Annotated in this window: 4 protein-coding genes and 2 rRNA genes; 2 read left to right on the top strand and 4 right to left on the bottom strand. The window is 58.1% G+C overall.

The window, feature by feature from the left end; genetic code table 11:
• The first annotated feature begins 219 nt into the window (after nucleotides 1–219).
• Nucleotides 220–3,112, top strand: a 23S ribosomal RNA gene (locus tag OOT43_RS07100).
• Between the two features lie 103 nt (nucleotides 3,113–3,215).
• Nucleotides 3,216–3,328: ribosomal RNA gene (gene rrf, locus OOT43_RS07095) — 5S ribosomal RNA — on the top strand.
• Between the two features lie 89 nt (nucleotides 3,329–3,417).
• Here the strand turns inward: rrf and OOT43_RS07090 are convergent.
• Genes OOT43_RS07090 through gpmI form a run of 4 tightly spaced genes read right to left on the bottom strand, consistent with a single transcriptional unit; the run spans nucleotide 3,418 to nucleotide 8,350 of the window.
• Entirely contained in the window at nucleotides 3,418–4,557 is a 1,140-nt protein-coding gene (locus tag OOT43_RS07090) for a ligand-gated ion channel (protein ID WP_266024138.1), read from the bottom strand.
• An 18-nt stretch (nucleotides 4,558–4,575) separates the two neighbouring features.
• Nucleotides 4,576–5,328 carry an ethanolamine ammonia-lyase subunit EutC gene (gene eutC / locus OOT43_RS07085; protein WP_266024137.1) on the bottom strand — a complete coding sequence of 251 codons (753 nt, stop codon included), beginning with the start codon at nucleotides 5,326–5,328 and terminating at the stop codon, nucleotides 4,576–4,578.
• Nucleotides 5,325–6,713 (bottom strand): ethanolamine ammonia-lyase subunit EutB, encoded by a 1,389-nt coding sequence (locus OOT43_RS07080; RefSeq protein ID WP_266024136.1) that lies wholly within the window; start codon nucleotides 6,711–6,713, stop codon nucleotides 5,325–5,327. The genes eutC and OOT43_RS07080 overlap by 4 nt, the downstream gene beginning before the upstream one ends.
• Nucleotides 6,710–8,350, bottom strand: a complete 1,641-nt coding sequence (gpmI, locus tag OOT43_RS07075) for a 2,3-bisphosphoglycerate-independent phosphoglycerate mutase (protein ID WP_266024135.1) — start codon at nucleotides 8,348–8,350, stop codon at nucleotides 6,710–6,712. Before gpmI ends, OOT43_RS07080 begins: the two co-directional genes overlap by 4 nt.
• Nucleotides 8,351–8,353 lie beyond the last annotated feature (3 nt).

The following is an 8,353-nucleotide window of genomic DNA, read 5'->3' as shown; positions in this document are numbered from 1 at the left end:
GAGAAGGAATGATTCGCGAATCCACGGTAAGCCGTGGATTGACGAATCATGGCCTTAGGCGATGATTAGCGGCTCTTTAACAATTTGGAAAACGTACACTGTAAATAAGCAGTGCGAGGAAACGAAGCTAACGCGAGTTAGCATACGATTCTCGCAAGCGCTGTTCAAGGTGTGTCAGCATAGATCATGAGATCCAAGCCAGACGGTTTGGGGTTATATGGTCAAGTGAATAAGCGCATACGGTGGATGCCTAGGCGGTAAGAGGCGAAGAAGGACGTGGCAGCCTGCGAAAAGCTTCGGGGAGGTGGCAAACAACCTGTGATCCGGAGATGTCCGAATGGGGCAACCCAGCCGGTTTTAACCGGCTATCGCCGACTGAATACATAGGTCGGCGAGGCGAACCCAGGGAACTGAAACATCTAAGTACCTGGAGGAAAAGAAATCAACCGAGATTCCCTTAGTAGTGGCGAGCGAACGGGGAGCAGCCCTTAAGCATCATTGTTTTTAGTAGAAGCGTCTGGAAAGTCGCACCATAGAGGGTGATAGTCCCGTATACGAAAGGAACGTTGGTGTGAAGACGAGTAGGGCGAGGCACGTGAAACCTTGTCTGAACATGGGGGGACCATCCTCCAAGGCTAAATACTCCTTACCGACCGATAGTGAACCAGTACCGTGAGGGAAAGGCGAAAAGAACCGCGGTGAGCGGAGTGAAATAGAACCTGAAACCGTATGCGTACAAGCAGTGGGAGCCTCGAAAGGGGTGACTGCGTACCTTTTGTATAATGGGTCAGCGAGTTATTCTCAGTGGCAAGCTTAACCGAATAGGGGAGGCGTAGCGAAAGCGAGTCTGAATAGGGCGATTGAGTCGCTGGGAATAGACCCGAAACCGGGCGAGCTATCCATGGCCAGGCTGAAGGTGAGGTAAAACTTACTGGAGGGCCGAACCGGGATCTGTTGAAAAAGATTCGGATGAGCTGTGGATAGGAGTGAAAGGCTAAACAAGCTCGGAGATAGCTGGTTCTCCTCGAAAGCTATTTAGGTAGCGCCTCGTGTCTCACTCTCGGGGTAGAGCACTGTTTCGGCTAGGGGGTCGTCTAGATTTACCAAACCGATGCAAACTCCGAATACCGAGAAGTGCAATCACGGGAGACACACGGCGGGTGATAAGGTCCGTCGTGAAAAGGGAAAGAGCCCAGACCGCCAGCTAAGGTCCCCAAATCATGGCTCAGTGGAAAACGATGTGGGAAGGCAGAGACAGCCAGGAGGTTGGCTTAGAAGCAGCCATCCTTTAAAGAAAGCGTAATAGCTCACTGGTCGAGTCGGCCTGCGCGGAAGATTCAACGGGGCTAAGCCATGTACCGAAGCTGCGGATTCACCTTTTAGGTGAGTGGTAGAGGAGCGTTCCGTAGGCCTGTGAAGGTCAATTGAGAAGTTGGCTGGAGGTATCGGAAGTGCGAATGCTGACATAAGTAACGACAAAACGGGTGAAAAACCCGTTCGCCGAAAGCCCAAGGTTTCCTGCGCAACGCTAATCGGCGCAGGGTTAGTCGGCACCTAAGGCGAGGCCGAAAGGCGTAGTCGATGGAAAACAGGTTAATATTCCTGTACCGGTTGCAACTGCGATGGGGTGACGGAGAAGGCTAGGTCAGCCGGGTGTTGGACGTCCCGGTTTAAGCGTGTAGGAAGGTCTCTTAGGCAAATCCGGGGGATCAATTCTGAGGCGTGATGACGGTGCTGAAGGCGACTTCAGCCGAAGTGATTGATGCCAAGCTTCCAAGAAAAACCTCTAAGCTTCAGGTTGCAAGCGGCCGTACCAAAACCGACACAGGTGGGCAGGATGAAAATTCTCAGGCGCTTGAGAGAACTCGGGTGAAGGAACTAGGCAAAATGGTACCGTAACTTCGGGAGAAGGTACGCCCCTGGTAGGTGAAGTGACTTGCTCATGGAGCCGAAGGGGGTTGCAGTGAAACGGTGGCTGCGACTGTTTATTAAAAACACAGCACTCTGCAAAGACGAAAGTCGACGTATAGGGTGTGACGCCTGCCCGGTGCCGGAAGGTTAATTGATGGGGTCAGCGCAAGCGAAGCTCTTGATCGAAGCCCCGGTAAACGGCGGCCGTAACTATAACGGTCCTAAGGTAGCGAAATTCCTTGTCGGGTAAGTTCCGACCTGCACGAATGGCGTAACGATGGCCACACTGTCTCCACCCGAGACTCAGTGAAATTGAACTTGCTGTGAAGATGCAGTGTACCCGCGGCTAGACGGAAAGACCCCGTGAACCTTTACTATAGCTTTGCACTGGACTTTGAATTGACTTGTGTAGGATAGGTGGGAGGCTGAGAAACTCGGACGCCAGTTCGGGTGGAGCCAACCTTGAAATACCACCCTGGTGAATTTGGAGTTCTAACCCAGGTCCGTAATCCGGATCGGGGACCGTGCATGGTGGGTAGTTTGACTGGGGCGGTCTCCTCCCAAAGAGTAACGGAGGAGCACGAAGGTGCGCTCAGCGTGGTCGGAAATCACGCATAGAGTGTAAGGGCAAAAGCGCGCTTGACTGCGAGACGAACAAGTCGAGCAGGTACGAAAGTAGGTCCTAGTGATCCGGTGGTTCTGTATGGAAGGGCCATCGCTCAACGGATAAAAGGTACTCCGGGGATAACAGGCTGATACCGCCCAAGAGTTCATATCGACGGCGGTGTTTGGCACCTCGATGTCGGCTCATCACATCCTGGGGCTGTAGCCGGTCCCAAGGGTATGGCTGTTCGCCATTTAAAGTGGTACGCGAGCTGGGTTTAGAACGTCGTGAGACAGTTCGGTCCCTATCTGCCGTGGGCGTTGGAGATTTGAGGGAAGTTGCTCCTAGTACGAGAGGACCGGAGTGAACGAACCGCTGGTGTTCCGGTTGTCATGCCAATGGCATTGCCGGGTAGCTATGTTCGGACAGGATAACCGCTGAAAGCATCTAAGCGGGAAGCCCCTCCCAAGATGAGATCTCCCTGGGACCTCGAGTCCCCTGAAGGGCCCTGGAAGACCACCAGGTTGATAGGTTGGGTGTGGAAGTGCAGTAATGCATGAAGCTAACCAATACTAATTGCCCGTGAGGCTTGACCATATAACACCCAAGACGTTTGGCGGGTGTAGATCGTGCGACAGACCGCGAACACAGTGTACGTTGACCAAATTCCTCAAGAGCTCAAGCTCGACAACCAGTTTTGCCTGGCGGCCAGAGCGAGCGGGAACCACCCGATCCCATCCCGACCTCGGAAGTGAAACCGCTTAGCGCCGATGATAGTGCAGATACCTGTGCGAAAGTAGGGAACTGCCAGGCTCCTAATCACGCAACATCAATCAACCCCGATCCCTCCGCTGAGGAATCGGGGTTTTTTGTTGCCCAACGCTATCGTGCCTGCCCTTTCTCTAGGGCGTTTGAGTACCGATGACGAACCAGTTAATGCTTCCCAGACCGATCAAGGCGACAGTTAAGCCGATCTGAAACCGCAGATCCATGGCGTTGATATGAGCGATCACCTTGGCTCGTTCGATGTCGGACGCTTCGTCGAGCTTATTCGATCCCCACATGAATAGGCAGAATAGGATCAGGGTCGTGAGATAGCACAGGTTGTATATCGTGTCGAGGAACGTCACGTAGGGGAGGTCCGGCAATTCGGTCTTATAGCCTTGCTGAAGGAATATGAGGGTCAGCAATACCATCGGTGGGAGGCCGAGGCGGACATCCCATAGCGAGGAAGAAAGCATGGGGGCGAACATGACCAAGGCCATGACGGTCACGAGAGGCAGAAAAAGCTCGAGTATCGATGAGGTGATTGATTTCTTGTAAATGACCTCGAAGCGGATCTGGCTGACCTTTTTTGTCGGGTCGCCGTCGCTGTCGGCCAAGCCGAAATTTGTGCCGTAATTGTGAATGAATGTTTTGATCTCGCTCCCGTGCGTAATATAGCCCATGATATCGATGTATTCCCCTGTACCGGACTCGGCCGCGTCCGGAATCAGCCGGATATGTTTCGCATTGAGCGCTTCATCTTCGGAATTCAGTTCGAAAGTTTGAGCCAATCGCAAAGTCTGAAACGGGAATTGCCTGAAGTTCAACTCGTTTGCGTAGAAATGCCCTGAGTAACGGAAGTTCTGATAGTAATCTCCATTCGGGAGCCTTATCGGTTCGCTGCGCTCGGGGGTCAGGCTGAAATCCCAGCCGTTGACGGAATTGACGAAATCGATCATTTGGCTCGACGGGATTTCGTTCGCATCGAAAATATCCTGGGCGGCCTGAGGCCAAGTCAGCCACACCCATCCTTCGGCATCGAAAGTTTTCTGGTTGGGCGAGAAGTTAAAGATATTTTCGACATAGACGCCTAAGTTCACCGGGATCGCGTGGCTATTGAAAGCATTGACCGGTATCAACTGATCCCGTCGGTTGAAGTCCGTGCGATCGAGGGCTCCGCTACGAACCGTGACGACTGCGAGGACCAGTGTTGTGACGAGCAGGCAAAAGGCGATGGTATTTCCGTGCTTGCTTATTGTGCTGCGGAAATTATTCATGATCGGATAGCCAAAGTGTCAATGCCCAGCGGTAATTGCGCGGAGCCGCGTTTCGTCCTTTAGGGCGACGCCGGAAAGACCGAGCCGGAACGATTCGCGAGTCAGGTAAATGAGTTTGGACGCCGCCTCGTGGTAATCCATTCCTGCGGGCGGCCGCACGTTGGAAACACAGTTGCGCTCGGCATTGGACCTGCCTGGGCAGGGAGCGTAGGTGAAGTAGAGGCCTAAGCTGTCATCGGCGCTGAGGCCGGGACGTTCGCCGAGGATGATCACGGCGGCTCGGGCATCCAAGGCGGCGCCTACAGGATCCGACACGGCGACACGGCCGTTGGCGACGAGGCAAACCGGTCCCAGGCGCAGGCCACTTATGCAGCAGGCGCTGGCAATTGCCTGGAGGAGCGGAAGTCCATGCTGGTCGAGCGCCGTTGAAGACAATCCGTTGGTTACGACGACCGCAACATCCATGGCTTCGGGCGGCTGAAGCCGCAGTTTCCGTTCCGACTCCCTGTCGAGCGTCTGGCCCAGGTCGGGCCGTTTGAGGTATTCGGCACGATCCGTGACTGGGGTCGCCAGCGCTAGCGGCCGAAATCCAAGCGCACGGACTCCCTCGGCGAAGGCTTCGATGTCCCACGGCTTGTGCACCGCATCACGGGCCGAGGCATGGGCGAGCTGAAAATCCAGCAGTGCCCCGGTGGGCAAGGCATGCCCGGCGTGGCCAAGGGCTATGCGGGCCTGGGTCAGGGCGCGCAGATCGCTCCAGCGGTCGCTCATGCGGCGTTCCCTGTGAAATTGCCGAAGCCGCTCAGCAAGGGGGTGGCCGAGCGCCGGCCGGATAGGGCGTTCCGTCCGTCGAAAATACCCATGCGTTCGAGCCAGGCTTCGAACTCCGGAGCGGGCCGAAGGCCGAGCACCCGCCGCAAATACAGTGCGTCGTGGAACGAGGTGCTCTGGTAGGCGAGCATGATGTCGTCCGCACCGGGAATCCCCATGATGTAGGTGCAACCGGCGATGCCGAGCAGGGTAAGCAGGTTGTCCATGTCGTTCTGGTCCGCTTCGGCGTGGTTGGTGTAGCAGACGTCGCAGCCCATCGGCAGACCTAACAGTTTGCCGCAGAAATGGTCTTCCAGGCCGGCGCGGATGATCTGCTTACCGTCGTAGAGATATTCCGGGCCGATGAAGCCGACCACGGTATTCACCAGCAGCGGCGAAAATTCCCGGGCGACGGCGTAGGCGCGGGCCTCGCAGGTCTGGGCGTCGAGACCGTGGTGAGCGCCGGCGGACAGCGCGCTGCCCTGGCCGGTTTCGAAATACATGAGGTTGTCGCCGAGGGTGCCTCGTTTCAGTTCGAGTGCCATCTGCCGGGCTTCGCCCAGCATGGCGAGGTCGACGCCGAAGCTGCGGTTCGCCGCCTCGGTGCCGGCAATCGACTGGAACACCAGATCGACCGGTGAGCCGCGGCGGATCAATTCCATGGTGGTCGTCACATGGGACAGGACGCAGGACTGGGTGGGAATCTCGTAACGGATGCGCAATTCGTCGAGCAGGTTCAGCAGGGCGTGGACGTTTTCCAGATTGTCGGTGGCGGGATTGATGCCGATCACGGCGTCGCCGCTGCCGTAAAGCAGGCCGTCCAGGGTGCTGGCGGCGATGCCCCTGGGATCGTCAGTCGGATGGTTGGGCTGCAGGCGGGTGGAGAGCCGGCCCGGCAAGCCGATGGAATTCCGGAATCGAGTCATGACGCTGCAACGGCGGGCGACTGCGATCAGATCCTGGTTGCGCATGATCTTGCTGGTCGCCGCCACCATTTCCGGCGTCAGGCCGCGGGCCAGGACGTTCAAGTCGCCAGATTCCGCCAGCAGCCATTCGCGGAATTCGCCGACGCTGAGCGATGCAACCGGCGAGAAGGCTGAAGCATCGTGCTGCTCCAGGATCAGCCGGGAGACCTCGTCCCGTTCCGGCGGAATGAGCGGTTCCTCCAGGAACCGCCGCAACGGCACGTCGGCGAGGATGCGCTGGGCCATGGCCCGCTCCTCTTCGCTGGCCGCCGCCAGACCCGCCAGTTCGTCGGCGGAGCGCAGTGGCGAGGCCGCGGCCAAGAGGCATCGGAGGTCGGGAAAACGGTAGGTCCTGCCTCTGACCGACGCTGAGTATTTCATCTGAACTCCAGCAGTCCCCGGTCCCACGTGTCCGGCGCCTCGTAGCCAAGCAGGTTCACCGTGGTGGCGGCGACGGCGCTCAAGCCGGCCTCGGCCGGATTTTGAATGACTGCTCGGTTTCGGCGGTCGTAATAGATGAACGGCACCGGATTGAGCGTGTGCGAGGTCTTGGCCTGGGGAGCGCCGCTCCGGCTTCGCTGGGGCTCGCCGGTTTTCTTGTCCAATTCGTACATTTCGTCGGCGTTGCCGTGGTCGGCAGTGATCAGGGCCACGCCGTCGAGGGCATCGATCACCGGCAGCAGCCGAGCCAGCGCCAGATCCACGGTTTCGACGGCGATGATCGTCGCCTGGTAGTTGCCGGTGTGCCCGACCATGTCTCCGTTGGCGTAGTTGACGCGGGCGGTGCGGTGCTTGCCGGTTTTGAGCTGGCGGATCAGTTCGTCGGTGATTTCTGCCGATTTCATCCAGGGGCGCTGCTCGAACGGCACCCTGTCGGAAGGAATTTCGACGTAGGTTTCCAGCGATTCGTTGAACTTGCCGCTGCGATTGCCGTTCCAGAAATAGGTGACGTGCCCGTATTTCTGGGTTTCGGAGATCGCAAGCTGGGTGATGCCTTCCGCTGCCAGATATTCGCCCATCGTGCCACGGATGGCCGGGGGCGACACCAGATAGCGCCTGGGAATGCCGAGGTCGCCATCGTACTGGAGCATGCCGGCGTAGGTCACACCGGGATGGCGCACGCGGTCGAAAGGCGCGAACTCCTCGTCTTCGAAGGCTCGGGTCATTTCGATCGCCCGGTCGCCGCGGAAGTTGAAGAAGATCACGCTGTCCTTGTCGAATATCCGGCCGACGGGTTCGCCGTCGTGGGCGACGACGAAGGGCGGCAGATCCTGGTCGATGACGCCGGGATGTTCCGCACGCAGCGTCTCGATGGCCTGTGCCGCCGATTCGAAATGCCGGGCCTCGCCCAGCACATGGGCGCGCCAGCCGCGCTCGACCATGCTCCAGTCGGCTTCATAGCGGTCCATGGTGATGTTCATGCGTCCGCCGCCGCTGGCGATGCGGGCATCGAACGCCTCGCTCCGGAGTTCCGCGAGGAAGGCTTCGAACGGGCCGACGTAGTTCAGCGCGGAGGTTTCGGGTACATCCCGGCCGTCCAGCAGGATATGGATGCGCACCCGCTGTTGGCCTTCGGTTTTGGCCCGCGCGACCATCGCCTTGAGGTGGTCGATATGGGAATGGACGTTGCCGTCGGAGAACAGGCCGATGAAATGCAGGGTTGATCCGTGTTTCCCGGCATTGGCGACGACTTCCCGCCATGCCGTGCCTTCGAACAGCGCGCCGGAGGCGATTGCTTCGGCGACCAGGGCGGCGCCCTGGTGGTAGACCTGGCCGGAACCCAGCGCATTGTGGCCGACCTCGGAATTGCCCATGTCCTCGTCGCTGGGCATGCCCACGGCCTTACCGTGCGCCTTGAGGAGGGTATGCGGACAGGTCGCCAGCAGCCGGTCCAGGGTGGGCGTGCAGGCTTGGGCAATGGCGTTGCCGGCGGTTTTGGGGCTGTAGCCGAATCCGTCCATGACGATGGTGACGACCGGGCCTTGGATGCCGGGGAAAGTAGGGTGTCTTTTCAACATGCG

The organism is Methylococcus mesophilus (assembly GCF_026247885.1).
GTDB classification, from domain to species: Bacteria; Pseudomonadota; Gammaproteobacteria; order Methylococcales; family Methylococcaceae; genus Methylococcus; species Methylococcus mesophilus.
The sequence above is the reverse complement of the archived record's forward strand: the minus strand, read 5'-3'. Positions and strand labels throughout refer to the sequence as shown.